The sequence below is a fragment of the Klebsiella sp. 28 genome, assembly GCF_018223905.1.
GTDB classification, from domain to species: Bacteria; Pseudomonadota; Gammaproteobacteria; order Enterobacterales; family Enterobacteriaceae; genus Klebsiella; species Klebsiella pneumoniae.
Genome location: NZ_JAGRQY010000070.1, coordinates 93,159 through 117,550, shown reverse-complemented (window position 1 = coordinate 117,550; position 24,392 = coordinate 93,159). Strand labels below are relative to the sequence as shown.

Annotated in this window: 30 protein-coding genes; 15 read left to right on the top strand and 15 right to left on the bottom strand. The window is 56.3% G+C overall.

Annotated elements, in window-relative coordinates:
* The first annotated feature begins 125 nt into the window (after positions 1 to 125).
* The 3 genes from arcB to mtgA all read left to right on the top strand — a co-directional run bounded on the left by arcB (position 126) and on the right by mtgA (position 4,074).
* The gene (arcB, locus tag KHQ28_RS13225; RefSeq protein WP_002918444.1) at positions 126 to 2,465 is read left to right on the top strand and encodes an aerobic respiration two-component sensor histidine kinase ArcB; all 2,340 of its coding nucleotides are present in this window, start codon (positions 126 to 128) and stop codon (positions 2,463 to 2,465) included.
* Between the two features lie 233 nt (positions 2,466 to 2,698).
* Positions 2,699 to 3,352, top strand: coding sequence for an isoprenoid biosynthesis glyoxalase ElbB (gene elbB / locus KHQ28_RS13220; RefSeq protein ID WP_032418331.1), 654 nt, complete (start codon positions 2,699 to 2,701; stop codon positions 3,350 to 3,352).
* Positions 3,349 to 4,074, top strand: coding sequence for a monofunctional biosynthetic peptidoglycan transglycosylase (gene mtgA, locus KHQ28_RS13215; protein ID WP_032418332.1), 726 nt, complete (start codon positions 3,349 to 3,351; stop codon positions 4,072 to 4,074). Before elbB ends, mtgA begins: the two co-directional genes overlap by 4 nt.
* Before the next feature lie 63 nt (positions 4,075 to 4,137).
* Here the strand turns inward: mtgA and npr are convergent, their stop codons facing one another.
* From npr to KHQ28_RS13160, 11 genes are all read right to left on the bottom strand, one after another.
* Positions 4,138 to 4,410: a PTS phosphocarrier protein NPr gene (gene npr / locus KHQ28_RS13210; protein ID WP_002918431.1), complete on the bottom strand. Its 273-nt coding sequence runs from the start codon at positions 4,408 to 4,410 to the stop codon at positions 4,138 to 4,140.
* On the bottom strand, positions 4,407 to 5,261 hold the full coding sequence (rapZ, locus tag KHQ28_RS13205) for an RNase adapter RapZ (protein ID WP_002918428.1): 855 nt from the start codon (positions 5,259 to 5,261) through the stop codon (positions 4,407 to 4,409). The genes npr and rapZ overlap by 4 nt, the downstream gene beginning before the upstream one ends.
* Before the next feature lie 45 nt (positions 5,262 to 5,306).
* Complete coding sequence (ptsN, locus tag KHQ28_RS13200) at positions 5,307 to 5,795, bottom strand: PTS IIA-like nitrogen regulatory protein PtsN (RefSeq protein ID WP_004144926.1); 489 nt, start codon at positions 5,793 to 5,795, stop codon at positions 5,307 to 5,309.
* 70 nt (positions 5,796 to 5,865) lie between these two features.
* Entirely contained in the window at positions 5,866 to 6,153 is a 288-nt protein-coding gene (gene hpf / locus KHQ28_RS13195; RefSeq protein ID WP_002918423.1) for a ribosome hibernation promoting factor, read from the bottom strand.
* 22 nt (positions 6,154 to 6,175) lie between these two features.
* Positions 6,176 to 7,609, bottom strand: a complete 1,434-nt coding sequence (gene rpoN / locus KHQ28_RS13190) for an RNA polymerase factor sigma-54 (protein WP_002918420.1) — start codon at positions 7,607 to 7,609, stop codon at positions 6,176 to 6,178.
* Positions 7,610 to 7,656: 47 nt separating this feature from the next.
* Positions 7,657 to 8,382, bottom strand: coding sequence for an LPS export ABC transporter ATP-binding protein (lptB, locus tag KHQ28_RS13185; RefSeq protein ID WP_002918417.1), 726 nt, complete (start codon positions 8,380 to 8,382; stop codon positions 7,657 to 7,659).
* Between the two features lie 6 nt (positions 8,383 to 8,388).
* Complete coding sequence (lptA, locus tag KHQ28_RS13180) at positions 8,389 to 8,934, bottom strand: lipopolysaccharide ABC transporter substrate-binding protein LptA (RefSeq protein WP_002918415.1); 546 nt, start codon at positions 8,932 to 8,934, stop codon at positions 8,389 to 8,391.
* Complete coding sequence (gene lptC / locus KHQ28_RS13175) at positions 8,903 to 9,478, bottom strand: LPS export ABC transporter periplasmic protein LptC (protein ID WP_002918413.1); 576 nt, start codon at positions 9,476 to 9,478, stop codon at positions 8,903 to 8,905. Before lptC ends, lptA begins: the two co-directional genes overlap by 32 nt.
* Positions 9,475 to 10,041, bottom strand: a complete 567-nt coding sequence (gene kdsC, locus KHQ28_RS13170) for a 3-deoxy-manno-octulosonate-8-phosphatase KdsC (RefSeq protein WP_002918405.1) — start codon at positions 10,039 to 10,041, stop codon at positions 9,475 to 9,477. The genes lptC and kdsC overlap by 4 nt, the downstream gene beginning before the upstream one ends.
* A gap of 14 nt (positions 10,042 to 10,055) precedes the next feature.
* Entirely contained in the window at positions 10,056 to 11,042 is a 987-nt protein-coding gene (gene kdsD / locus KHQ28_RS13165) for an arabinose-5-phosphate isomerase KdsD (RefSeq protein WP_002918399.1), read from the bottom strand.
* 14 nt (positions 11,043 to 11,056) lie between these two features.
* Complete coding sequence (locus tag KHQ28_RS13160) at positions 11,057 to 12,034, bottom strand: calcium/sodium antiporter (protein ID WP_002918397.1); 978 nt, start codon at positions 12,032 to 12,034, stop codon at positions 11,057 to 11,059.
* A gap of 209 nt (positions 12,035 to 12,243) precedes the next feature.
* On the opposite strand from KHQ28_RS13160, the gene mlaF reads away from it, so the two are divergent.
* The 7 genes from mlaF to murA all read left to right on the top strand — a co-directional run bounded on the left by mlaF (position 12,244) and on the right by murA (position 17,050).
* Positions 12,244 to 13,056: a phospholipid ABC transporter ATP-binding protein MlaF gene (gene mlaF / locus KHQ28_RS13155; protein WP_004150950.1), complete on the top strand. Its 813-nt coding sequence runs from the start codon at positions 12,244 to 12,246 to the stop codon at positions 13,054 to 13,056.
* 7 nt (positions 13,057 to 13,063) lie between these two features.
* Positions 13,064 to 13,846 (top strand): lipid asymmetry maintenance ABC transporter permease subunit MlaE, encoded by a 783-nt coding sequence (gene mlaE, locus KHQ28_RS13150; RefSeq protein ID WP_004150949.1) that lies wholly within the window; start codon positions 13,064 to 13,066, stop codon positions 13,844 to 13,846.
* A 4-nt stretch (positions 13,847 to 13,850) separates the two neighbouring features.
* The gene (mlaD, locus tag KHQ28_RS13145) at positions 13,851 to 14,402 is read left to right on the top strand and encodes an outer membrane lipid asymmetry maintenance protein MlaD (protein ID WP_002918387.1); all 552 of its coding nucleotides are present in this window, start codon (positions 13,851 to 13,853) and stop codon (positions 14,400 to 14,402) included.
* An 18-nt stretch (positions 14,403 to 14,420) separates the two neighbouring features.
* Positions 14,421 to 15,056, top strand: a complete 636-nt coding sequence (mlaC, locus tag KHQ28_RS13140; RefSeq protein ID WP_002918386.1) for a phospholipid-binding protein MlaC — start codon at positions 14,421 to 14,423, stop codon at positions 15,054 to 15,056.
* Positions 15,056 to 15,343: a lipid asymmetry maintenance protein MlaB gene (mlaB, locus tag KHQ28_RS13135; protein ID WP_004185850.1), complete on the top strand. Its 288-nt coding sequence runs from the start codon at positions 15,056 to 15,058 to the stop codon at positions 15,341 to 15,343. The genes mlaC and mlaB overlap by 1 nt, the downstream gene beginning before the upstream one ends.
* A gap of 139 nt (positions 15,344 to 15,482) precedes the next feature.
* Positions 15,483 to 15,737 (top strand): BolA family iron metabolism protein IbaG, encoded by a 255-nt coding sequence (gene ibaG / locus KHQ28_RS13130; protein WP_004144910.1) that lies wholly within the window; start codon positions 15,483 to 15,485, stop codon positions 15,735 to 15,737.
* A 53-nt stretch (positions 15,738 to 15,790) separates the two neighbouring features.
* Positions 15,791 to 17,050, top strand: a complete 1,260-nt coding sequence (murA, locus tag KHQ28_RS13125; protein ID WP_002918382.1) for a UDP-N-acetylglucosamine 1-carboxyvinyltransferase — start codon at positions 15,791 to 15,793, stop codon at positions 17,048 to 17,050.
* A gap of 55 nt (positions 17,051 to 17,105) precedes the next feature.
* On the opposite strand, the gene sfsB is transcribed toward murA, so the two are convergent.
* Positions 17,106 to 17,378, bottom strand: a complete 273-nt coding sequence (gene sfsB, locus KHQ28_RS13120) for a DNA-binding transcriptional regulator SfsB (protein WP_002918381.1) — start codon at positions 17,376 to 17,378, stop codon at positions 17,106 to 17,108.
* 197 nt (positions 17,379 to 17,575) lie between these two features.
* Entirely contained in the window at positions 17,576 to 18,547 is a 972-nt protein-coding gene (gene ispB / locus KHQ28_RS13115) for an octaprenyl diphosphate synthase (protein ID WP_004144907.1), read from the bottom strand.
* A gap of 260 nt (positions 18,548 to 18,807) precedes the next feature.
* Between ispB and rplU the strand changes: the two genes are divergently transcribed.
* The 4 genes from rplU to cgtA all read left to right on the top strand — a co-directional run bounded on the left by rplU (position 18,808) and on the right by cgtA (position 21,650).
* Entirely contained in the window at positions 18,808 to 19,119 is a 312-nt protein-coding gene (gene rplU, locus KHQ28_RS13110; protein ID WP_002918379.1) for a 50S ribosomal protein L21, read from the top strand.
* A 20-nt stretch (positions 19,120 to 19,139) separates the two neighbouring features.
* Positions 19,140 to 19,397: a 50S ribosomal protein L27 gene (gene rpmA, locus KHQ28_RS13105; protein WP_002434222.1), complete on the top strand. Its 258-nt coding sequence runs from the start codon at positions 19,140 to 19,142 to the stop codon at positions 19,395 to 19,397.
* A 93-nt stretch (positions 19,398 to 19,490) separates the two neighbouring features.
* A complete protein-coding gene (locus KHQ28_RS13100) occupies positions 19,491 to 20,456 on the top strand; it encodes a DMT family transporter (protein ID WP_004149938.1) in 966 nt (321 codons plus the stop codon).
* A gap of 15 nt (positions 20,457 to 20,471) precedes the next feature.
* A complete protein-coding gene (cgtA, locus tag KHQ28_RS13095) occupies positions 20,472 to 21,650 on the top strand; it encodes an Obg family GTPase CgtA (RefSeq protein WP_032418333.1) in 1,179 nt (392 codons plus the stop codon).
* Positions 21,651 to 21,701: 51 nt separating this feature from the next.
* Here cgtA and dacB read toward each other — a convergent pair whose 3' ends face one another.
* Complete coding sequence (gene dacB / locus KHQ28_RS13090; RefSeq protein WP_004149937.1) at positions 21,702 to 23,135, bottom strand: serine-type D-Ala-D-Ala carboxypeptidase; 1,434 nt, start codon at positions 23,133 to 23,135, stop codon at positions 21,702 to 21,704.
* A 235-nt stretch (positions 23,136 to 23,370) separates the two neighbouring features.
* On the opposite strand from dacB, the gene greA reads away from it, so the two are divergent.
* Positions 23,371 to 23,847: a transcription elongation factor GreA gene (greA, locus tag KHQ28_RS13085; protein WP_002918375.1), complete on the top strand. Its 477-nt coding sequence runs from the start codon at positions 23,371 to 23,373 to the stop codon at positions 23,845 to 23,847.
* Between the two features lie 152 nt (positions 23,848 to 23,999).
* Here the strand turns inward: greA and yhbY are convergent, their stop codons facing one another.
* Positions 24,000 to 24,293, bottom strand: a complete 294-nt coding sequence (gene yhbY / locus KHQ28_RS13080; RefSeq protein WP_002918374.1) for a ribosome assembly RNA-binding protein YhbY — start codon at positions 24,291 to 24,293, stop codon at positions 24,000 to 24,002.
* Between the last annotated feature and the right edge of the window lie 99 nt (positions 24,294 to 24,392).

Here is a 24,392-nt window from a genome sequence, read left to right as displayed (position 1 = left end):
TTTGCGGCTGGTTCGCCTCAGCGGCCGGCCGCCGTATCGACTCCTGCCCGCATTTTTTGCACAACTTACAGCGCATTGCTCAGAATTGAGTATTATTGTGCGGAGTTGTCGTGAAGGAATCCCCTATGAAGCAAATTCGTATGCTGGCGCAGTATTATGTCGACCTGATGATGAAGCTGGGTCTGGTCCGCTTTTCGATGCTGTTGGCTCTTGCGCTGGTGGTGCTGGCCATCGTGGTACAGATGGCGGTTACCATGGTGCTGCATGGCCAGGTTGAAAGTATCGACGTTATCCGCTCTATCTTCTTTGGCCTGCTGATCACGCCTTGGGCGGTCTACTTTCTCTCGGTGGTGGTGGAGCAGCTCGAAGAGTCCCGGCAGCGTCTTTCGCGGCTGGTGGACAAGCTGGAGGAGATGCGTGAGCGCGATCTAAAGCTGAACGTCCAACTGAAAGATAACATCGCGCAGTTGAATCAGGAGATTGGCGAACGTGAAAAAGCGGAAGCCGAGCGCGAGACCACCCTCGAGCAGTTGAAGATTGAGATGAAAGAGCGTGAAGAGACGCAGATCCAGCTCGAACAGCAATCCTCCTTTCTGCGCTCTTTCCTTGATGCTTCCCCGGACCTGGTCTTCTATCGCAATGAGGATAAGGAGTTTTCAGGCTGTAACCGGGCGATGGAGCTGCTGACCGGCAAAAGCGAGAAACAGCTGATCCACCTCAAACCGCAGGACGTCTATAGCGAAGAGGCGGCGGAAAAGGTACTGGAGACCGACGAGAAGGTGTTCCGCCATAATGTATCGCTGACCTATGAGCAGTGGCTGGACTATCCCGATGGCCGCAAAGCGTGCTTTGAAATCCGCAAGGTCCCCTACTACGATCGCGTCGGTAAGCGTCGCGGCCTGATGGGCTTCGGCCGCGATATCACCGAACGTAAACGCTATCAGGACGCTCTTGAGCGCGCCAGCCGGGATAAAACCACCTTTATTTCCACCATCAGTCATGAGCTGCGTACCCCGCTAAACGGGATCGTCGGGCTGAGCCGAATTTTGCTGGATACCGAGCTGACCAGCGAGCAGGAAAAATACCTGAAAACTATCCATGTCTCGGCGGTGACGCTGGGGAATATCTTCAATGATATTATCGACATGGACAAAATGGAGCGCCGTAAGGTGCAGCTCGATAACCAGCCGGTGGACTTCACCAGCTTCCTTGCCGACCTTGAAAACCTATCCGGCCTGCAGGCACAGCAGAAGGGGCTGCGCTTTGTGCTGGAGCCGAGCCTGCCGCTGCCGCATAAGGTAATCACGGATGGGACCCGCCTGCGGCAGATCCTGTGGAATCTTATCAGTAACGCCGTGAAGTTTACCCCGCAGGGCGGAGGGGTGAACGTCCGCGTACGCTATGACGAAGGCGATATCCTGCACTTCGAAGTGGAAGACTCCGGAATTGGTATTCCTGAAGCGGAACAGGACAAAATTTTCGCCATGTATTACCAGGTCAAAGACAGCCACGGCGGCAAACCGGCCACCGGAACCGGGATTGGTCTCGCCGTCTCGCGTCGCCTGGCGCGTAATATGGGCGGTGATATCAGCGTTACCAGCCAGCCGGGTAAAGGGGCGACCTTTACGCTTACCGTCCATGCGCCTGCCATTGCGGAAGAAGTGGAAGATACGCTGGCGGAAGACGACATGCCATTACCGGCGCTCAACGTGCTGCTGGTTGAGGACATTGAGCTCAACGTTATTGTGGCCCGTTCAGTGCTGGAAAAACTGGGTAACAGCGTTGATGTGGCGATGACCGGGAAAGCCGCGCTGGAGATGTTTGAGCCAGGCGAATATGACCTTGTGCTGTTGGATATTCAGTTACCGGACATGACCGGACTGGATATTTCCCGGGAACTGAAACAGCGCTTTGCCGCTGACGAGCTACCGCCGCTGGTCGCCCTCACCGCCAACGTGCTGAAGAATAAGAAAGAGTATCTCGACGCCGGGATGGACGATGTATTGAGTAAGCCGCTATCGGTGCCAGCGCTAACGGCCATGATCAAGAAATTCTGGGATGCACCGGATGAGGAAGCGCAGGAAGCGCCGGCGGCCGATCTGCATAAAGCCGACGCGGTGCTGGATACCGATATGCTGGAGCAATATATCGAGCTGGTGGGACCGAAGCTTATCAACGATGGTCTCGCGGTGTTTGAGAAGATGATGCCGGGCTACATGTCCGTTCTGGAGTCTAATCTGACCGCCCGCGACCAAAAAGGGATTGTCGAAGAGGGGCATAAGATCAAAGGGGCGGCCGGTTCTATCGGACTGCGCCACATCCAGCAGCTGGGCCAGCAGATCCAGACTCCGGATCTGCCTGCCTGGTCTGATAATGTCGCTGAATGGGTTGAAGAGATGAAATCCGAGTGGCAAAACGATGTAGCGGTACTGAAGGCGTGGGTGGCGAAAGCCAGCAAAAAATGACCCCGGACAGACCGGGGTGCGCGAATACTGCGCCAACACCAGGGAACTGGTGGTTGAGCCAGTGTTGTTTGAGTGATGTTGTTACGTGGCGCAACCGAAGAAGTGGATTGCTCGCTCATTAAGATAGCAAAGCTTAACTAATTTGTTACATGAATCAGTAAAATATGTGAAGCATAGCGAGTTAATCGACATTTTTGACTGGTTTCAGCGAGTTGCATGGAGGAGCGAAAGCGATGAAAAAAATTGGTGTGGTACTGGGCGGCTGCGGCGTGTACGACGGCAGTGAAATCCATGAGGCGGTGATTACCCTGCTGGCGATCGCGCGCAACGGCGCGCAGGCAGTGTGCTTTGCGCCCGATAAACCGCAGCGCGATGTCATCAACCATCTGACCGGGGAGGCGATGCCAGAGCAGCGCAATGTGCTGGTGGAAGCAGCGCGTATCGCCCGCGGCGACATCCTGCCGCTGGTGCAGGCGCGTGCGGAGACGCTGGACGCGCTGATCGTCCCTGGCGGCTTCGGCGCGGCGAAAAATCTAAGCAGCTTCGCCGCCGAGGGCAGCGAATGCCAGGTGGATCCCGATCTGCGGGCCCTGGCGCTGGCGATGCATCAGACCGACAAGCCGCTGGGTTTTATGTGCATTGCCCCGGCGATGCTGCCGAAGATCTTTGCGTTTCCGCTGCGGATGACCATTGGGACCGATCTTGATACCGCCGATGTGGTGGAAGAGATGGGGGCAGAGCACGTGCCTTGCCCGGTCGACGACATCGTGGTGGATGAAGACAACAAAGTGGTCACCACTCCGGCGTATATGCTGGCGGAGGACATTGCGCAAGCCGCCACCGGAATTGAGAAGCTGGTGGCCCGCGTGCTGGCGCTGAGCGCATGAGGCTCCGCGTTGCGCCCCTTGCGCTATTAAAACGTCTGGCATTGCGTCTGCTGCTGATCGCCGCCGTCCTCTGGGGCGGGGGGATCGCGCTGTTTAGCGTGCTGCCGGTGCCGTTTTCGGCGGTGATGCTTGAGCGGCAGGTGAGCGCCTGGCTGTCCGGCGATTTCCATTATCTGGCGCATTCCGACTGGGTTGTCATGGATAAGATCTCTCCATGGATGGGGCTGGCGGTGATTGCCGCCGAAGATCAGAAGTTCCCGGAACACTGGGGGTTCGACGTGTCGGCGATTGAGAAAGCGCTGGCGCACAATGAACGTCACGAGACCCGCATCCGCGGCGCGTCAACGCTGTCGCAGCAGACGGCGAAAAACCTGTTTTTATGGGATGGCCGCAGCTGGCTGCGTAAGGGGCTGGAAGCCGGGCTGACTGTCGGGATCGAAACCGTGTGGAGTAAAAAGCGGATCCTGACCGTCTACCTGAATATTGCCGAGTTCGGCGATGGGATATTTGGTGTGGAAGCGGCCGCCCAGCGCTATTTTCATAAACCCGCCAGTCAGCTGACGCCGGGGGAAGCGGCTCTGCTGGCCGCGGTGCTGCCGAACCCGATCCGCTATCGCGCCGATGCGCCGTCAGGCTATGTGCGCAGTCGTCAGGCCTGGATCTTACGCCAGATGCGACAGCTGGGCGGGGAAGGGTTCATGCGCGAGCATAAGCTCTATTAGCGGGTTACTCCGGCGCCGGGGCTGGTACAATCGCCAGTCGTCCGCCGCCGGGAAGCGTCACGTTTAGTCTTCGTCAAAGCCAGCGTTAAACAGGGCAATCACCGCGGCGAGGGCTTCAACTTCCTGCGGACCGCTGGCCTCCACCTCTATCTGTCGCCCTTTCGCCGAGTCCAGCATCAGCAGGGCAATCACGCTGTTGGCTTCCGCCTCCGTGCCTTCATCGTTGCGCAGCAGTACTTCGGCATCGAAATTCTGCATCAGTTCGAACAGCTTCATCGCCGGGCGGGCGTGCATGCCCAGCTTATTGGTGATTTCAACGGTCTGCTTTACGGTCATGATTTACGTTTTTCCAGCGTCCGATGACGAGACTGCACGTTCTTGCCGCGCGAGCGGAAGTAGTCAGCCAGTTGTTCAGCAATATAAACCGAACGATGTTTACCGCCGGTACAGCCAATGGCCACCGTCAGATAGCTGCGATTGTTGGTCTCCAGCATCGGTAACCATAGCTCAAGATAGCTTCGGGTCTGATAAATAAAGTTGTGCACTTCAGTGTGCCGATCGAGGAAGGCGGCCACTGGTTTATCCAGACCGGTCATTGGACGCAGTTTCGGATCCCAGTGCGGGTTGGGCAGAAAGCGCACGTCAAAGACGTAATCGGCATCGATCGGAATACCGTGCTTGAAGCCGAAGGATTCGAAGACCATCGTCAGTTCACGCTCGCGTTTACCCAGCAGTCGGGTACGCAGCATTTCCGCCAGCTCATGCACCGACATTTCCGACGTATCGACGATCAGATCGGCGCGGGAGCGCAGGGGCTCCAGCAGATCGCTCTCTTCGTCGATGGCGCTTTCCAGCGACAGATTCTTGCTCGACAGCGGATGCAGACGACGGGTGTCGCTGTACCGGCGGATCAGGGTATTGCGGTCGGCATCAAGGAACAGCAGCTGCGGAGAAAAACATTCCGGCAGATTCTGCATCGCCTGCTCGAAGATCTCCGGGGATTCCGGCATGTTACGCACGTCGATGCTGACGGCCGCGGAGATATTACGGTCAGCCAGCGACCGCGCCAGGTCGGGCAGCAGCACGACCGGCAGGTTATCCACGCAGTAAAAGCCCATATCTTCCAGCGCTCGCAGAGCGACGGATTTCCCCGAGCCCGAGCGGCCGCTGACGATCATCAGTACCATGTACCGTTTCTCCTCAGTACGATAAAGGATAAGGTGCGACTGCCGTTATGCGTCATCGCTGCTTCCTGCTTCGGTAATGATCTCATACAACTCTTCATCGCTCTGCGCCGCGCGCAGGCGACGACAAATCGCTTTGTCCGCCAGCCGTTTGGCCACCAGGGAGAGCGTATGCAGGTGAGTTTTTGTCTGGTCGGCCGGCACCAGCAGCGCGAACAGCAGGTCGACAGGCTGATTGTCGATCGCGTCGAAGGCGATGGGGGTTTCCAGCTGGACAAAAACGCCGACAGCACGCAGCGTATCCTCTTCCAGTTTTCCGTGGGGAATGGCAATACCATTGCCGATCCCGGTACTGCCCATTTTTTCGCGGGTGAGGATCGCTTCGAACACCACCTGCGGCGGCAAACTTAACTGTTTGGCGGCCAGTTCGCTGATGATTTCCAGAGCACGCTTCTTGCTCTGGCAGTGCACCTGGCTACGGGTACATTCCTGGTTCAGGACGTTGCTCAGTTGTAGAGCCGAATCGTTGTTCATCATAATTTCACCTGAGCGCCCCCGCGCCCGTCGCCGATGATATCCAGCGGCGGGCGCAAGGGGGCCCGGACAATTAGTGTTGTTTTAGTTTATCTTTGTGCTTCGTTAACTGTCTTGCCAGCTTGTCGATAAGACCATCGACAGCCGCATACATATCCTGCCCTTCCGCACTGGCATGGATTTCGCCACCGTTGACATGCAGATTCGCGTCCGCAATTTGCGTCACTTTCTCTACTTTTAACACAATATAGACCTGATTGATCCGGTCGAAAAATTGCTCCAGCTTGCTGAACTTCGCCGTAACGAATTCGCGCATCGCAGGCGTAATTTCGACGTTGTGTCCTGTAATGTTGAGCTGCATAGTGTCTTCCTTATCGGTTATGTCAGACCAGTTGTTTACGCTGGTTTGACGGCGGGATGGATAAAGACTCTCTGTACTTCGCGACAGTGCGGCGCGCCACCATAATACCCTGCTCGGACAGCATGGAGGTGAGCTTACTGTCGCTCAACGGCTTCGCGGGGTTTTCCGCGGCGATGAGCTTCTTCACCAGCGCGCGAATCGCCGTCGACGAGGCTTCGCCTCCGCCTTCGGTATTCACATGGCTGGAGAAGAAATACTTCAGTTCAAAAATACCGCGCGGACTGTGCAGATATTTTTGCGTGGTGACACGGGAAATCGTCGATTCATGCATCTCGACGGCCTGGGCGATATCGGCCAGCACCATCGGCTTCATATACTCTTCACCCTGTTCGAAAAAAGCCTGCTGCTGCTCTACGATGCAGCGGCTGACGCGCAGCAGGGTATCGTTGCGGCTTTCCAGACTTTTAATCAGCCAGCGAGCTTCCTGCAGATTGCTGCGAATGAACTGGCCGTCGGCGTCATTGCGGGCGCTGTTGCCCATTGCCGCATACTGCTGATTTATTTTCAACCGTGGAATGCTGTCGGCGTTGAGCTCGACGGTCCAGCGGCCGCTCACCTTGCGCACCAGCACATCCGGGATGACATATTCCGGTTCGCTGGTCTGAATGGACTGGCCAGGGCGAGGATCCAGGGACTGGATCAGGTTGACCGCCTCTTTAAGCACCTCTTCTTTCAGGCGGGTGACTCGCATTAGAGTGCGGAAATCATGGTTGGCCAGCAGATCAAGATGGTCGCTGATAATCAGCCGCGCCTCTTCCAGCCACGGCGTCTCTTTAGCAAATTGCGACAGCTGGATCAGCAGGCAGTCGCGCAGATCTTTCGCTGCGACGCCAACCGGATCAAAACGCTGGATTCGCTTGAGGACCGCTTCCACCTCCTCCAGGCCGATCTCGTCATCGCCGATGCTGTCGACAATATCTTCAATCTGAATCGTGAGGTAGCCCGTATCGTCGACGGCGTCGACGATAGAGGTGGCAATAGCGCGGTCGGTGTCGGTGAAAGGCGTCAGCTCAACCTGCCACATCAGATAGTCCTGCAGCGTCTGGGTGGTCTCGCCTTGATAGACGGGAAGCTCGTCGTCCTGATAGTCGACGCCGTTACCCGACGGCGTGCCAGCGGTATAGATTTCATCCCAGCTGGCATCGAGAGGCAGTTCGTCGGGCATCTCTTTTTGCTCAAGCGCATCGACGGTATCGAGGGACTCGCGGTCCTCCACCTCTTTTGCCTCTACCTCGTCGTGAAGATCGGTTTGCTCAAGCAACGGGTTACTTTCCAGCGCTTGCTGGAGCTCTTGCTGGAGTTCTAACGTGGACAACTGCAGCAAACGAATCGCCTGCTGCAGCTGCGGCGTCATGGCAAGCTGTTGGCTAAGCCTTAATTGCAAACCTTGCTTCATGTTCAGGGTAAATATCTCCGGCTAAAACGTCTGTAACCTCTACCCTATCAGAGTCTGAAGTCTTCCCCAAGATACACGCGCTTAACCTGCTCATCTTCGAGGATCTGCTGCGGTGTACCATGAGCGATAAGGTGTCCCTGACTGACAATATACGCGCGTTCGCAGACCGCGAGGGTCTCACGGACGTTATGGTCGGTAATCAGAACGCCGAGACCGCTGTCGCGCAGGTGCTCAATGATGCGTTTAATATCGATAACGGAGATCGGATCCACGCCGGCAAAGGGTTCATCCAGAAGAATAAATTTCGGATTCGCCGCCAGCGCGCGGGCGATTTCGACGCGGCGGCGTTCACCACCGGAGAGCGCCTGACCGAGGCTGTCGCGCAGGTGCTCAATATGAAACTCTTCCATCAGCTCTTTAGCGCGATCTTCCCGTTGTTCGCTGGTTAGATCGTCACGGATCTGCAGGACCGCCATCAGGTTGTCATAGACGCTGAGGCGACGGAAAATCGACGCTTCCTGCGGCAGGTAGCCGATGCCCCGTCGCGCGCGCGCGTGCAGCGGCAGCAGGCTGATGTCTTCGTCATCGATGATGATATTGCCTGCGTCGCGGGGCACAATCCCGACCACCATGTAGAAGGTGGTCGTTTTACCGGCGCCGTTCGGGCCGAGCAAGCCGACAATCTCGCCCGAGTTAACGGTGAGACTGACATCTTCCACCACGCGGCGGCCTTTATACGCTTTAGCGAGATTCTTCGCAGTTAAGGTTGCCATAACGGATTAGTTACTCTTCTTTTGCTGGTTGCCGCTTTTGTCCTGCAGCTCGGACGGCACCAGAACGGTGGTGACGCGTCGACCTTTGTCGCTGAAGGCCTGCATTTTTTGCTCTTTCACCAGATAGGTGATCTTGTCGCCCTTGATGTTGCTGTCGAGCTGTTCCAGATAAGCGTTGCCCGTCAGCACGACGTAATCGTTCTGCAGCTCGTAGCGCATTTTCGACGCCCGGCCTTTTACCGGCTTGCCGTTATCCTGCATCTGATAGAAAGTAGCCGGGTTACCGAAACCTTCGATCACCTCTTTGCCTTTCTCGTTGCCCGGACGGGTGACCACCACTTTATCAGCGTTAATCTTGATCGTCCCCTGGGTCACGACCACGTTACCGGTGAAGGTGACGACATTGCCCTGCATGTCCAGCGACTGCTGATCGGATTCGATATGGATCGGCTGATCGGTATCGCCCGTCTTGGCGAGGGCCGGCAGGCTGGCGGCCAGTAACGCGCCGGCGAGCGCAATCTTAAGGCTGAGTTTGTTTGTTCTGAATTTCATAAGAGGTTCTCACCTTTTCAATCAGCTCGGCATTTTTGCTGCGAAGGTTTCCACGCATTTTCAGGCCGCTGGAATTAAATGTGGTGCCGTATAACGTCACCATGTCATCGGAGGTAACGTCCTGCGTTACCAGATTTATCTGGGCGTTATCCGTCGTAATTTTGCGCAGTTGAGAATCTGGCGCGAGCGCATTCACCTCAACGTGCCCGTAAAGATAGAGCATCCGGTCATTCGTCAGCTTCGCTTTGTCTGCTCTGACCGACCAGGTAGGCACCTTGTTAGTATCAAAGGTGGTCATCACCGGTTTGGTAAACCAGGAGACCTCCTGATCGGAAAAATATTCCACGTGCTCGGCAATCAGCCGATAGCTCAGGGCGCCTTCCGGACTGTATACCACGGTGTCGGTATGTTCGCTTTTATACGTAGGGTCGTTAGGATTGACCTCCGGCTGGGCCGTGTCGTCCGTATTCGCCAGATTCAGGCCGATAAGGATCAGCGCGAGCAGCGACAGTAAAATGATAACCCAACGTCTGGTTTTACTCATATTGATTGCCCTTTGGCCTCATCCAACTTGCCCTGCGCCAATAGTAACAAATCGCAGACTTCGCGTACCGCGCCGCGTCCGCCGTTAATTCGCGTGACATAATTCGCCCGCGGTAGCAGCAGCGGATGCGCATCGGCGACGGCGACGCTAAGGCCCACTTCGGCCATCACCGGCCAGTCAATCAGATCGTCGCCGATGTAGGCGACTTCTTCCGGCCGCACGTGCAGTTTGTCCGTCAGATCGCGGAACGCCAGCAGCTTGTCCGACTGCCCCTGGTACAAATGCGTGATGCCCAGCGTCTGACAGCGATCTTCTACCAGTTTAGCTTTTCGCCCGGTAATAATCGCCACTTCAATACCCGAGGTCAGCGCGCAGCGGATACCATAGCCATCGCGGACGTTAAACGCTTTCAGCTCCTCGCCGTGATTACCCATATAGATAAGCCCGTCGGATAATACACCGTCGACATCAAGGATCAGTAGACGGATCTTCGCCGCGCGATCGACAAACGCCTGGCTTACCGGCCCGTAGCAGGTCGCTAACTGAGCATCAGCATTATTCATTATTTTTTCCTTACTTACACTACGCCCGCGCGCAGCAGATCGTGCATATGTACCACACCCAGCAGATGGTCGCCATCGGCAACCAGCACGCAGGTGATATGACGGGATTGCATCAGGTTTAACGCATCCACCGCCAGAGTGCCGGGGCGGATGCGGATACCTCCCCGGGTCATGACGTCGGCAATGCTGGCATCGCGCATATCAACGCCGGTATCGAAGACCCGGCGCAGGTCACCGTCGGTAAAGATACCGATGATGTTCATATCGTCATCGCAGATAGCGGTCATGCCTAAATTTTTACGCGTGATTTCCAGCAGCGCATCGCGCAGGGTCGCCTGCAGGCCGACGTGCGGGATTTCATCACCGGTATGCATAATATCATTGACCCGCAGCAACAGCTTACGGCCGAGTGCGCCGCCCGGATGCGACAGGGCGAAATCCTCAGCGGTAAAGCCGCGGGCTTCCAGCAGGGCGACGGCGAGGGCATCACCCATCACCAGCGCGGCGGTGGTGCTCGACGTGGGCGCCAGTCCTAACGGGCAGGCCTCCTTCGGCACTTTCACGCACAGATGGATATCCGCCGCGCGCGCCATGCTGCTCTCCGGCCGGCTGGTGATACAGATAAGCTTCACCTGCTGGCGCTTGAGGACCGGGATCAGCGCGAGGATTTCATTCGATTCGCCGGAGTTCGACAGCGCAATTACCACATCCTGCGGGGTGACCATACCTAAATCACCGTGCGCCGCTTCGCCGGGGTGGACAAAAAATGCCGAGGTGCCGGTACTGGCGAAGGTTGCCGCCATTTTGCGGCCGATGTGGCCGGATTTGCCCATCCCCATCACCACGACTTTCCCGCCGCAGCGGAAAATCGTTTCGCAGGCATGGGTAAAGTCTTCATTTATGTATTGATCGAGCTGGGCCAGACCTTCACGTTCAATTTCCAGCACCTGACGGCCTGCCTGTTGAAAGTCAAAATCCGTGGGCAAATCTATTTGCGACATGATGTTATCCCGAATCATTCAACGAAGAGCGGTGCTGTCCAAAACAGCATCGCCAACCAAACCACAAAGCCGCCGACCAGCAGCGCGCCAACCAGTCGTCCCGGCTGTTGCTGACGGCGCCAGCACAGCACTGCGAAGATCAGGCTGACCAGCAGCATCACGCCATAATCGCGAGTGAAGGCTTCGGTCGCAAAGCTCCCCGGCGCGATCAGCGCCGGTAAACCCAGCACCAGTGCGATATTAAGGATATTGGCGCCGATGATATTGCCGATGGCAATATCATCTTCCCCTTTCCGCGCCCCGGCGATGGCGGTGGCCAGCTCCGGCAGGCTGGTGCCTATCGCCACCACCGTCAGGCCGACGGTCAGTTCGCTGATGGCGAAATAGTTTGCCAGCACTGTACTGTTATCCACCACCATGCGGGTCGCCATCGGCATGACGATCATCGCTACCCCTAACCAGAGCAGGGCGACCGGCAGCGACCCTTCGCGTGGCAGCTCCGCCAGCTGTTCGCGGGTCAGGCTATCGCTTCCCTGGCGCTCCGCCAGGCGAGCGATTTTGATGGTGAACAGCAGCCACAGAAGCGCTAACGCCAGTAAAAATAGCCCGTCGAGACGGGTCAGTTGTCCATCGTAGAGCACCAGTCCCGCCAGCACGCTGACCAGCAACATTAGCGGTAATTCGCGGCGCAGAATATCAGAATGCACGGTAAATGGCCTGAGTAAGGCGGCGAGACCGAGGATCAATAAGATATTGGTGATATTAGATCCGAGCGCGGTGCCGACCGCCAGATCGGTCTGCCCGTGCAGCGAGGCCGCGGTGGCGACCATGATCTCAGGCAGGCTGGTGCCGATACTGACCACTGTCATGCCGATGATCAGCGGCGGGATCCCCAACATACGACACAGGATGGAGGCGGCATAGACCAGACGATCGGCGCTGTAGACAACCAGCAATAAACCAATAATTAACAGAGCCGTCGCTAAGAGCATCTAAAGTCCTTTCTTCAGGTATAATCGTCGCCTCGCTGGGTTATCCCTACGCAGCGTAACGAATTCTTAATTTTGACTTTATGTGTGCCAAAAGTAAAACAAATGCCAGCTTTCGCTAACCTGTGCAGGTAAGATTCTGTAAAAATGTTGTGATTGTGGCGCAAGAAAGGGCCATGCTTGCCCGTCAGGTGTTTAGTAAGGATGATTTTATGAGCCAAACTCAGGCGAATTTAGTTGAAGTGCGCGGTATCCGCTTTTCACGCGGCGATCGTGTGATCTTCGACGACATCTCGCTGTCGGTGCCGCGCGGTAAAATTACTGCGATCATGGGACCTTCGGGGATCGGCAAGACTACCCTGTTACGCCTGATCGGCGGCCAGATCCCGCCGGACAGGGGAGAGATCCTGTTTGATGGCGAGAACGTGCCGCAGATGACGCGTTCGCGTCTTTATACGGTGCGTAAGCGGATGAGCATGCTGTTCCAGTCCGGCGCGCTGTTCACCGATCTTAATGTCTTTGACAACGTTGCCTATCCGCTGCGCGAACATACGCATTTGCCGCCTGCGCTGCTGCATACGACGGTGATGATGAAGCTGGAAGCGGTGGGGCTACGCGGTGCGGCGAAGTTAATGCCTTCTGAGCTTTCCGGTGGGATGGCGCGCCGCGCCGCCCTGGCGAGAGCCATTGCCCTGGAGCCGGATCTGATTATGTTCGACGAACCGTTCGTCGGGCAGGATCCCATCACTATGGGCGTGCTGGTGAAGCTGATTTCTGAACTCAACAGCACGCTGGGTGTCACTTGCATCGTGGTTTCGCACGATGTGCCCGAGGTGCTTAGCATCGCGGACTACGCGTATATCGTGGCGGATAAAAAGATTGTCGCCCACGGTAGCGCCCAGTCGCTACGGGAGAATACCGATCCTCGGGTTCGTCAGTTCATTGATGGTATTGCCGACGGTCCGGTGCCGTTCCGTTATCCTGCTGGCGACTATCACCATGATTTATTAGGCATAGGGAGTTGAGCGACTCATGCTGTTTAATGCGCTGGCCGCGCTAGGTCATCGCGGTATTAAAACCACCGCGACGTTTGGACGCGCCGGATTAATGCTTTTCAACGCCGTTGTCGGCAAACCAGAGTTTCGCAAGCACGCGCCGCTGCTGGTTCGTCAACTCTATAACGTCGGCGTCCTGTCGATGCTGATTATCATTGTATCGGGCTTGTTTATCGGTATGGTGCTCGGGCTGCAGGGGTATCTGGTGTTAACCACCTACAGCGCAGAGACCAGTCTTGGCATGCTGGTGGCGCTGTCGCTGCTGCGTGAGCTGGGGCCGGTGGTCGCCGCGCTGCTGTTTGCCGGCCGCGCCGGGTCGGCGCTGACCGCCGAGATTGGCCTGATGCGGGCCACGGAACAGCTCTCCAGTATGGAGATGATGGCGGTGGATCCGCTGCGTCGCGTCATTTCCCCACGCTTCTGGGCCGGTGTCATTTCGCTGCCGCTGCTGACGATTATCTTCGTCGCGGTAGGGATCTGGGGCGGTGCGCTGGTGGGTGTGAGCTGGAAAGGCATTGACGGTGGTTTTTTCTGGACCGCGATGCAAAATGCCGTCGACTGGCGAATGGATCTGGTGAACTGCCTGATTAAGAGTCTGGTGTTCGCTATTACGGTAACCTGGATTGCGTTATTTAATGGTTATGACGCTATCCCCACTTCCGCCGGGATTAGCCGGGCGACAACGCGTACCGTGGTGCATGCGTCGCTGGCGGTTCTGGGGCTGGATTTTGTGCTGACTGCGCTGATGTTTGGGAATTGAGTTCATGCAAACGAAAAAAACTGAAATCTGGGTAGGGGTGTTCTTACTGGTGGCGCTGCTGGCGGCGCTGTTTGTCTGCCTGAAGGCGGCGAACGTCACCTCGCTACGCACCGAGCCGACTTATCGCCTTTATGCGACTTTCGATAACATCGGCGGCCTGAAGGCGCGCTCGCCGGTGCGCATCGGCGGCGTGGTAGTGGGGCGGGTAGCGGACATTACGCTCGATCCGAAAACCTATCTGCCACGCGTGGAGCTCGATATCGATGAGCGCTACAACCATATCCCGGATACCAGTTCGTTGGCGATCCGCACCTCTGGCCTGCTGGGCGAGCAGTACCTGGCGCTGAACGTCGGTTTTGAAGACCCGGACCTCGGGACGACTATCCTTAAAGACGGCGGCACTATCCAGGACACTAAGTCCGCCATGGTGCTGGAAGATCTGATTGGTCAGTTCCTTTATAACAGTAAGGGCGGCGACAATCAGAATTCTGGCAATGATAAGGCCGAGGCAGAAGGTCATACTGACGCGACGCCGGCAGCCGGCACGACGCATTAATTTCAGGAGAAATACGATATGTTTAAACGCTTACTCATGGTCGCCATGCTGGTGATTGCCCCGCTGACCGCCGTCCAGGCCGCAGATCAGTCCAATCCGTATAAGCTGATGAATGAAGCGGCGCAGAAAACCTTCGATCGCCTGAAGAATGAACAGCCGAAGATTAAAGCTAATCCTAACTATCTGCGCGACATCGTCGACCAGGAGTTATTGCCGTATGTACAGGTGAAATATGCCGGCGCGCTGGTGCTGGGCCGCTATTACAAAGAAGCGACCCCTGCGCAGCGTGAGGCCTATTTTGCCGCCTTCCGTGAATACCTGAAGCAGGCCTACGGTCAGGCGCTGGCGATGTACCATGGGCAGACTTACCAGATTGCTCCGGAGCAGCCGCTGGGCAGCGCAACCATCGTTCCGATCCGCGTCACTATCATCGACCCGAACGGTCGTCCGCCGGTACGTCTTGACTTCCAGTGGCGTAAAAATACCCAGACCGGCAACTGGCAGGCCTACGATATGATCGCGGAAGGGGTGAGCATGATCACCACCAAACAGAATGAGTGGAGCGATCTGCTGCGCACCAAGGGCGTTGATGGCCTGACCGCGCAGCTGAAAGCGATCTCTGCGCAGCCGATCACCCTGGAACAGAAAAAATAATGAGCGGGCAGCTGAGCTGGACTCGCGAGGGCGAGACGCTGGCGCTGCACGGGGAGCTGGATCAGGATCTGCTGGTCCCGCTCTGGGAGGCGCGCGCCCAGGCGACGGCGGGAACGGCGATCATCGATCTCAGTCAGACCACGCGCGTGGACACCGCGGGCCTGGCGCTGTTAGTGCATTTTATGGCGCTGATTCGCCGTCAGGGCCGGGAAGCGCAGCTGGTCGGCAAGAGCGAAAACCTGCAAACGCTGATCGGTCTTTACAACCTGCCTGCCGATCTGATCTGATAATCTTTTCAGTGCCTTAGCACTGAAGCTATTCCGAAAGCCCTGGCAATCTTTTCGCCGGGGCTTTTTGCTTGTTTAAGACCGCGCCACTTTCCTCTAAGATGTTGGGCTGTTTTCACTATCAGATAAATTTGAGCCCATGGAAAATCATGAAATTCAGACCGTGCTGATGAACGCACTCCCCCTCCAGGAAGTCCACGTCTCTGGCGATGGCAGCCACTTTCAGGTTATTGCTGTGGGTGAGATGTTCGATGGCATGAGTCGGGTGAAAAAGCAGCAGAGCGTCTACGCGCCGCTGATGGAATATATTGCCGACAACCGCATCCATGCGCTGTCGATCAAGGCCTTTACTCCGCAGGAGTGGGCGCGAGACCGCAAACTCAATGGCTTCTAAGCTGTGGGGGATCCCCTGCAGCGTATGTGAATTTTTAATAGAGAACAGAATCAATGGATAAATTCCGTGTTCAGGGGCCGACTCGCCTTCAGGGTGAAGTCACCATCTCCGGGGCAAAAAACGCCGCCCTGCCAATCCTCTTTTCCGCGCTGCTTGCCGAAGAGCCGGTAGAGATCCAAAACGTACCTAAGCTGAAAGACATCGATACCACCATGAAGCTGCTGAGCCAGCTGGGCGCGAAGGTCGAGCGCAATGGTTCGGTATGGATTGACGCCGGCCCGGTCGATGTATTCTGTGCTCCGTACGATCTGGTGAAAACCATGCGCGCCTCTATCTGGGCGCTGGGCCCGTTGGTGGCGCGTTTCGGTCAGGGGCAAGTTTCTCTGCCTGGCGGCTGCGCTATCGGCGCGCGTCCGGTCGATCTGCATATTAGCGGTCTGGAGCAGCTGGGCGCCGAGATCAAACTGGAAGAAGGTTATGTCAAAGCCTCGGTCAGCGGTCGCCTGAAAGGCGCGCATATTGTGATGGATAAGGTGAGCGTCGGCGCCACCGTAACCATCATGAGCGCAGCGACGCTTGCGGAGGGAACGACGATTATTGAAAACGCCGCTCGCGAGCCGGAGATTGTCGATACCGCCAACTTCCTGAACGCACTGGGCGCAAAAATCACAGGCCAGGGTAGCGATCGCATTACCATCGAAGGCGTGCAGCGCCTGGGCGGCGGCGTCTACCGTGTGCTGCCTGACCGTATTGAAACCGGGACTTTCCTGGTGGCCGCGGCGATTTCCGGCGGCAAGATCCTCTGCCGTAACGCGCAGCCGGATACCCTGGATGCCGTACTGGCGAAGCTGCGCGACGCCGGGGCTGACATCGAAACGGGGGAAGACTGGATCAGCCTCGATATGCACGGCAACCGTCCGAAAGCGGTCAACGTGCGTACCGCGCCGCACCCGGGCTTCCCGACCGATATGCAGGCCCAGTTCACGCTGCTTAACCTGGTAGCGGAAGGGACCGGCGTGATCACCGAAACGATCTTTGAAAACCGCTTCATGCACATTCCGGAGCTGATCCGTATGGGCGCGCACGCGGAGATCGAGAGCAATACCGCTATCTGTCACGGCGTGAAGCAGCTTTCTGGCGCGCAGGTGATGGCGACCGATTTGCGCGCGTCGGCGAGCCTGGTGCTGGCCGGCTGTATCGCTGAAGGGACCACCATCGTCGATCGCATCTATCATATCGATCGCGGCTATGAGCGTATCGAAGATAAACTGCAGGCGCTGGGCGCCAATATTCAACGCGTGAAGGGCGAGTAACCGCGTCCTGACAGCGCCCCGGGACGTTGTTCCGGGGCGCTGTCGAGCAATCACATCACTTGTCGATCTTCTTCTGACGCATCATCTGCGTTCTGTCGATAAACTCATGAGTCACCGGGTCGTGGTAGCGTGACGGCCAGATGACCCACGGCTGCGTTTCCAGCGCTGTGGCGATAATCAATTCGCCTTTCGGCCAGGGGCGGGTCAGGGCGTTCGCCAGCGTTGAAGAACTTAGTCCGTGCCGTCGCGACTCTGCCGCCAGCGATGTTCCCCGTTTACGTAATCCCGCAACAATATCTGCGGGATGCCAGTCGATGAACTTATCCATAAATTCTCCTGGTGTTAAAGGTCCAGATCGTCCCACATGGGCGATAGAGACACTATACCCGCGTACTATGTAGGGTTCTAACAAGTTCTGTTAAAGCGCCGGAATATTCAGAATCTATCAAGATATTCGGAAGTTTAGGGAGAGAAATGGCATTTTACTGGAACTTTCCCGCGCGTCGCGCGGGAAAGGAGGGGGGATTAATGATCGCGCTGGACTGCAATATGCGCCAGCCCAATCAAGGCTTCGCGCCAGGGCGTGTCCGGGAGGATCTGCAGCGCGGCAATGGCTTTGTCAGCTTCTTCTTCGGCACGCTTCTGCGTCCATTCCAGCGAACCGCAGGTCGCCATCGTTTCCAGCACAGCATCCAGTAGATGGCGGCCGTTGCCTTGCTCGATCGCACCGCGGATCATCGCTGATTGATCGGGTGTGCCATGGTGCATGGCGTGCAGCAGCGGTAGCGTGGGTTTACCTTCGTTCAGGTCGTCACCGACGTTTTTACCGAGCCGCTCGCCGTCAGAGCTATAATCGAGTAAATCGTCGATTAGCTGGAAAGCGGTGCCGAGATAGCGGCCATAATCCTGCAACGCGCGCTCTTCTTCCGCAGTGCAGTCGGCCAGCAGTCCCGCACACTGCGAGGCAGCTTCAAACAGGCGCGCCGTCTTGCTGTAGATAACGCGCATGTAGTTCTCTTCGGTGATATCCGGGTCATTGACGTTCATCAGCTGCAGCACTTCGCCTTCGGCAATGACGTTCACTGCTTCCGACATGACCTCAAGGATCTTCAGCGAGCCCAGCTGGGTCATCATCTGAAAGGCGCGGGTATAGATAAAATCGCCGACCAGCACGCTGGCGGCATTGCCAAACGCCGCATTGGCCGTGGCTTTGCCGCGACGCATATCAGACTCATCGACGACGTCGTCATGCAGCAGGGTGGCGGTATGAATAAATTCAATCAGCGCGGCAATGGTGACATGCGCGCTCCCCTGATAGCCCACCGCGCGTGCGGCGAGCACAGCAATCATCGGGCGAATGCGTTTGCCGCCGCCGCTGACGATGTAATAGCCTAACTGATTGATAAGCTGAACATCGGAGTTGAGTTGCTCAAGAATCGTCGCATTGACACCCGCCATATCTTGCGCGGTTAACTCATTGATTTTTTCTAAATTCATCGCAAAAGCCGGGCCAAATGTCCTGTTACCATGAATCCAGGTGGGATCACAGAAGGATTAAGACAGAATTAAAAGAAGATATGATTGTACTGAAAAATTGCCGTAGATAAACGTTGTCGTGAAAGTTGTGTTTTTTTTCTGCATTGATCGCTAATCGCTCTTGTCAAAGGCTCGCGTTTTGCGTAATATTCGCGCCCTATTGTGAATATTTATAGCGCACTCTGAATCACATAAAGAGGTGCGCGGAAGCGGAGTTTTATATGTACGCGGTTTTCCAAAGTGGTGGTAAACAACACCGAGTAAGCGAAGGTCAGACCGTTCGCCTGGAAAAGCTGGACATCGCAACTGGCGAAGCTGTTGAATTCGCTGAAGTGCTGATGATCGCAAACGGTGAAGAAATCAAGATCGGCGTTCCTTTCGTTGAGGGCGGCGTAATCAAAGCTGAAGTTGTTGCTCACGGTCGTGGCGAGAAAGTTAAAATCGTTAAGTTTCGTCGTCGTAAACACTATCGTAAGCAGCAGGGCCATCGTCAGTGGTTCACTGATGTGAAAATCACTGGCATCAGCGCCTAAGACCTGAGGAGTAGATTTAAATGGCACATAAAAAGGCTGGCGGCTCGACTCGTAACGGTCGCGATTCAGAAGCTAAACGTCTGGGCGTAAAACGTTTCGGCGGTGAAGCAGTTCTGGCAGGTAGCATCATCGTTCGTCAACGTGGTACTAAATTCCACGCTGGTACCAACGTTGGTTGCGGCCGTGACCACACTCTGTTCGCTTTGACTGACGGTAAAGTCAAGTTCGAAGTTAAAGGCCCGAAAAACCGTAAATTCATCAGCATCGTTGCTGAATAAGTTTTTCGCGTCCCGGTAACGGATGAAAGCCCCGCAACACGTTGCGGGGCTTTTTACATTCGTCTACCGGAAAATTTTTGCAGGGAAACAGGCATGAAGCAGCAGGCTGGGATTGGCATTATTCTGGCGCTTACCACCGCAATGTGTTGGGGAGCGTTGCCGATTGCAATGAAACAGGTTCTCGAGGTGATGGCGCCGCCTACGGTGGTCTTTTATCGCTTCCTGATGGCCAGCATTGGGCTTGGCGCGATCCTCGCGATCAAAGGCAAACTGCCGCCGATGCGAATTTTTCGCAAGCCGCGCTGGCTGGTGTTATTAGCGATTGCCACCGGCGGTCTGTTCGGTAACTTCATCCTGTTTAGTTCTTCCCTGCAATACCTCAGCCCCACGGCTTCTCAGGTCATCGGCCAGCTATCGCCGGTGGGGATGATGGTGGCTAGCGTCGTAATTCTGAAAGAGCGCATGCGCGGCACCCAGGTGGTGGGCGCGTTGATGCTGCTCAGCGGGCTGGTGATGTTCTTCAATACCAGTCTGATTGAAATCTTTACCCGCCTGACGGACTACACGTGGGGGGTAATTTTCGGCGTTGCTGCCGCTACGGTGTGGGTAAGCTACGGCGTCGCGCAAAAGGTGTTATTGCGCCGTCTGGCATCACAGCAGATACTATTTTTGCTGTACACTTTGTGTACGATTGCATTACTGCCGCTTGCTGAGCCCGGAGTGATTTCCCGGTTAAGCAGCTGGCAACTGGCATGCCTGATTTTTTGCGGGCTGAATACCCTGGTCGGCTACGGGGCTCTGGCGGAAGCCATGGCGCGCTGGCAGGCGGCGCAGGTCAGCGCGTTAATCACCTTGACGCCACTGTTTACGCTACTGTTTTCTGATTTATTATCAATGGCCTGGCCCGATGTTTTCGCCAGACCGATGTTAAACCTGATTGGTTATCTCGGTGCGTTTGTCGTGGTTGCGGGCGCGATGTATTCCGCCATCGGTCATCGTCTTTGGGGACGTTGGCGTAAGCGAGAGGCGGTAGTACCGCTGCCCCGCTCAGGCGAATGATTTACGGAGAGTAAAATGAAGTTTGTAGATGAAGCAACGATCCTGGTCGTAGCAGGTGACGGCGGCAATGGTTGCGTAAGCTTCCGCCGCGAAAAGTATATTCCGAAAGGCGGTCCGGACGGCGGCGATGGCGGCGATGGCGGCGATGTCTGGCTGGAAGCGGACGAGAACCTGAACACCCTGATCGACTACCGTTTTGAAAAATCGTTCCGCGCCGAACGTGGGCAGAATGGTCAAAGCCGCGACTGTACCGGTAAGCGCGGTAAAGACGTGACGGTAAAAGTGCCGGTCGGCACCCGGGTTATCGATCAGGGCACCGGCGAGACCATGGGCGATATGACCAAACACGGTCAGCGTCTGATGGTGGCGAAAGGCGGCTGGCACGGTTTGGGCAACACCCGTTTCAAATCGTCCGTTAACCGTACGCCGCGTCAGAAAACCATGGGTACCCCGGGTGATAAACGCGACCTGCAGCTGGAGCTGATGCTGTTGGCCGATGTCGGGATGCTGGGCATGCCGAACGCCGGCAAATCCACCTTCATCCGTGCGGTCTCCGCCGCCAAGCCGAAAGTGGCTGACTATCCGTTTACCACCCTGGTGCCAAGCCTGGGCGTGGTGCGTATGGACAATGAAAAGAGCTTCGTAGTTGCCGATATCCCGGGGCTGATTGAAGGCGCAGCGGAAGGGGCTGGCCTCGGTATCCGCTTCCTCAAGCACCTCGAGCGCTGCCGCGTACTGCTGCACCTCATCGATATCGATCCGATCGACGGCTCCGATCCGGTTGAGAATGCGCGCATTATCATCGGCGAGCTGGAGAAATACAGCGAGAAGCTAGCCTCCAAACCACGCTGGTTAGTTTTCAACAAGATTGACCTGATGGACAAGGCCGAAGCCGAAGCCAAAGCCAAAGCGATTGCCGAAGCGCTGGGTTGGGAAGAGAAATTCTACCTGATCTCCGCGGCCAGCCAGCAGGGCGTGAAAGAGCTGTGCTGGGACGTGATGACCTTCATCATCGAAAACCCGATCGTGCAGGCGGAAGAAGAGCAGAAGCCGGAGAAAGTCGAGTTTATGTGGGACGATTATCACCGTCAGCAGCTTGAAGAGGTCGAAGCCGAAGCAGAAGATGACGAAGACTGGGATGACGACTGGGATGAGGACGACGAAGAAGGCGTCGAATTCATCTACAAACGCTAATCCTGACTTCTCTGGATCAAAAAGGGCCGCATCTGATGCGGCCCTTTTGTTTTAATTGTTCTGGTACAAATCTTTATACAAGCGGCTTTCAAAGCGGACCAGTGGGATGCGGCGATTGCGCTGATCAGCTGGCTCCACGGCGTATCCGGAGAGATATTGCACGAAGGCCACCTTTTGTCCGCTGGCGGTAGTGATGAAGCCTGCGAGGTTATAAACCCCCTGGAGCGACCCGGTTTTCGCCGAAACTTTACCATCGACGCCCGCCTGATGAAGACCGGCGCGATACTGCAGCGATCCGTCATGGCCCGCCAGCGGCAGCATGGAGATGAAGTTGAGCTCGGTATCGTGCTGGGCGATATACTGCAGCACCTGCATCATGGTCGCCGGGGCGATCAGGTTGTGGCGCGACAGGCCAGAGCCGTCGGCGATGATAGTGTTGCCGAGATCGACCCCAGCCTGTTGACGCAGGATCTGCCGTACGGCATCGGAGCCCGCCCGCCAGGTGCCAGGTACGCCGAACCGGGCGTGGCCGATGGTGCGAAAGACGGTGTCGGCAATCATGTTGTCTGACTTCTTCAGCATGATCCGCAGCAGATCGTGCAGCGGAGCCGACTGGCTGGTTGCCAGCACGGTGCCGGGCTCATTGGCCAGCGTCTGGCGCAGCAGCGTGCCGCTGTAGGTGATCCCCGCCTGGGCCAGCTCGGCTTTGAGGATCGCTCCGGCATAGCTGGCGCCATCCTGAATGGCGAAGGCCAGAGGCAGCGGCTCGCTACGCTGCGGCAGGCAGCCGGTGAGAGTATAGCGATTGAGATCGCCCGGCACCACGTCGAGCTCGCAATACTGGGCTTCCGATGAGCCACGCGCCAGCGTTCGTACCTGGCTGAACATGGTGACCGGATAATAGGATGCAACGCGAATGAAGGCGACATCGCCCGGTTTCTGCGCGCTATACAGCGAGACAGAGAAGCAGTTACGGTCGACAATCGCCGCCGCCGGCGGGGCGCTGAAGCACTGCGTCAGGTCGTTCCACGGCCAGCCGGGCGCTTTGTCATGGCTGGCGAAGACCGAGGTATCGATGAGCACATTGCCTTCGATACGCTGCACGCCGGCTTTTTTCAGCGTCGCCACCATATTGCGAATATCCTGCCGTTTAAGCGTCGGATCGCCGCCGAAGCGTGCAATCAGGTCGCCTTTCAGCACGCCGCCGTCAAGGGAACCTTTGGTTTCCAGCGTGGTGGTAAAGCGAAAATCGGGCCCCAGTTGCAGCAGTGCCGCCAACGCGGTGATGACCTTTTGCGTACTGGCCGGGAGCGCCATTTGCTGGCTGTGATAGTCGATTTCCGGCGTCGATGCGCCGACCTTTTGCGCCATAAAGGCAAGGTTCGCACCGGCGGGAAGCTGGTTGATGTACTCGTCAATATTCGCCGCCTGAGCGCTAAGCGCTATACCGGCGGTCAATCCGATGATAAATCTGGGAAATCGCATAATCTCGCGCTAACAACCTGAAGCCAGGCCGTCATACTACGGTGCAACGCCCAGTAAAGTAAACGATGACCCATAATGAACTTCGGGGTAAAATACCCATCAAATGAAAAATTGCTGCTGACCTGGGGAGTGTTTCCCGGGTCGGTTTCTTTTTGCTCGTGTCCTGCCCGTGGGCAGGACAGGTGGCGGAGCGGAGCTATCCGTTCCCTGAAGGAATGATAAAGAGGTATAACTAATGCAAGCGATTCCGATGACCTTACGTGGCGCTGAAAAACTGCGCGAAGAACTGGATTATCTGAAGTCTGTGCGTCGTCCTGAAATCATTGCCGCTATTGCTGAGGCCCGTGAACACGGCGATCTGAAAGAGAATGCCGAGTATCACGCCGCGCGTGAGCAGCAGGGTTTCTGCGAGGGGCGTATCAAGGATATCGAAGCGAAGCTGTCTAACGCGCAGGTTATCGATATCACCAAAATGCCGAACAACGGCCGGGTGATTTTTGGTTCTACCGTCAGCGTGCTGAACCTCGATACCGACGAGGAACAGACCTACCGCATCGTGGGCGATGACGAAGCTGATTTTAAGCAGAATCTGATCTCCGTGAACTCGCCGATCGCCCGCGGTCTGATCGGCAAAGAGCAGGATGACGTCGTGACTATCCGTACCCCGGGGGGGGAAGTGGAATACGAAATTACCAAGGTTGAATACCTGTAAGGCGTATTTCCCGCTACGATGTTTATAGATTGTAAAGAAAGGAAAAAGGCCGCATAGCGGCCTTTTATCAACGTCAGGAGCATGGCATTTTGCTCGCCTGGCCGCAGAAATCCCTCGTTTTACACAAAGTTGTGTCGAGATTCAGGATATTCTTAGCGTGGCAGCGAGATTTTACGCTCTGGCGTTGGGCGGTACAGAACCAGCGTTTTACCGATGACCTGTACGTTACAGGCGCCGGTTTCGCGTACGATGGCTTCCACGATCAAGGCTTTTGTTTCGCGATCTTCTGAGGCGATCTTCACCTTGATGAGTTCATGGTGCCCTAACGCTTGTTCGATCTCGGCCAGTACCCCTTCGGTCAAACCATTGTTGCCAAGCATAACTACCGGCTTGAGCGGATGTGCCAGACCTTTCAGGTGCTGTTTTTGTTTAGTACTCAGATTCATCGTATTTTTTTGCTTACGTTGGGATTGAAAACGGGTCATTCTACCGCCATCTCCCATATATCGCCAAACTACCGCGTCGATTTTTACGCAGTAAAGTAC